At 50.7% G+C, this 1,525-nt stretch carries 1 rRNA gene (cut by a window edge); it reads left to right on the forward strand.

Annotated elements, in window-relative coordinates:
- Window positions 1-200 precede the first annotated feature (200 nt).
- Window positions 201-1,525, forward strand: a 23S ribosomal RNA gene (locus GOM71_RS24180); its annotated part runs 555 nt beyond the window's last position; the annotation flags it as partial.

Consider the following 1,525-nt stretch of genomic DNA (forward strand, 5'->3'; position numbering starts at 1 on the left):
TAATCATTGAAAACGTAAAGTGAGGTAATTTCGAATCGGATTTGATTTTTCGACGGAGTTATTTCGAGTTCAGCATGACTTTTCGAAGATTCACTTCATCTTAATTGCGTAGCAATGAGTTGGATGGAATCGAGAACGGCAGGATGAACCGAAATGACGCAGGAGAATAGCAAACCGATCGACGTTAATTACCGAACGTAGGTTAAGCTAGTAAGAGCGCACGGAGGATGCCTAGGCACTAGGAGCCGAAGAAGGACGTGGCGAACAACGATACTGCCTCGGGGAGCCGTAAGCAGGCTTTGATCCGGGGATTTCCGAATGGGGAAACCCAGCTGTCGTAATGGACAGTTACTGTTAACTGAATACATAGGTTAACAAGAGGCATACCAGGGGAACTGAAACATCTAAGTACCCTGAGGAAGAGAAAACAAAAGTGATTCCGTCAGTAGCGGCGAGCGAACGCGGATTAGCCCAAACCAAGGAGCTTGCTCCTTGGGGTTGTAGGACGTCTCACATGGAGTTACAAAGGTGTAGGTTAGGCGAAGAGGTCTGGAAAGGCTCGCCATAGCAGGTAAAAGCCCTGTAACCGAAAAGCTGCACCCTCCGAGACGGATCCTGAGTACGGCGGGACACGTGAAACCCCGTCGGAATCCGGCAGGACCATCTGCCAAGGCTAAATACTCCCTAGTGACCGATAGTGAAGCAGTACCGTGAGGGAAAGGTGAAAAGCACCGCGGGAGCGGAGTGAAAAAGAACCTGAAACCGTGCGCTTACAAGAAGTCAGAGCCCTATTAATGGGTGATGGCGTGCCTTTTGTAGAATGAACCGGCGAGTTACGTTCACGTGCAAGGTTAAGTCGGGAAGACGGAGCCGCAGCGAAAGCGAGTCTGAATAGGGCGAATAAGTACGTGGTCGTAGACCCGAAACCGTGTGATCTACCCCTGTCCAGGGTGAAGGTGCGGTAACACGCACTGGAGGCCCGAACCCACGAATGTTGAAAAATTCGGGGATGAGGTGGGGGTAGCGGAGAAATTCCAATCGAACTCGGAGATAGCTGGTTCTCCCCGAAATAGCTTTAGGGCTAGCCTCGGTTAAGAGTGTCGTGGAGGTAGAGCACTGATTGGGTGCGGGGCCCGCCAAGGGTTACCAAGTCTAGTCAAACTCCGAATGCCATAGACATGTTTGCCGGGAGTCAGACAGTGAGTGCTAAGATCCATTGTCAAGAGGGAAACAGCCCAGATCATCAGCTAAGGTCCCCAAGTGTGTGTTAAGTGGGAAAGGATGTGGAGTTGCAAAGACAACCAGGATGTTGGCTTAGAAGCAGCCACCATTTAAAGAGTGCGTAATAGCTCACTGGTCGAGTGACTCTGCGCCGAAAATGTAACGGGGCTAAACACACCACCGAAGCTATGGCATGAACCTTAGGGTTCTTGGGTAGGGGAGCGTTGAATGTACGTTGAAGTCAGACCGTAAGGACTGGTGGAGCGCATTCAAGTGAGAATGCCGGTATGAGTAACGAAAAGAC

The sequence above is a fragment of the Paenibacillus sp. NEAU-GSW1 genome (assembly GCF_009737085.1).
Classification (GTDB): Bacteria; Bacillota; Bacilli; order Paenibacillales; family Paenibacillaceae; genus Pristimantibacillus.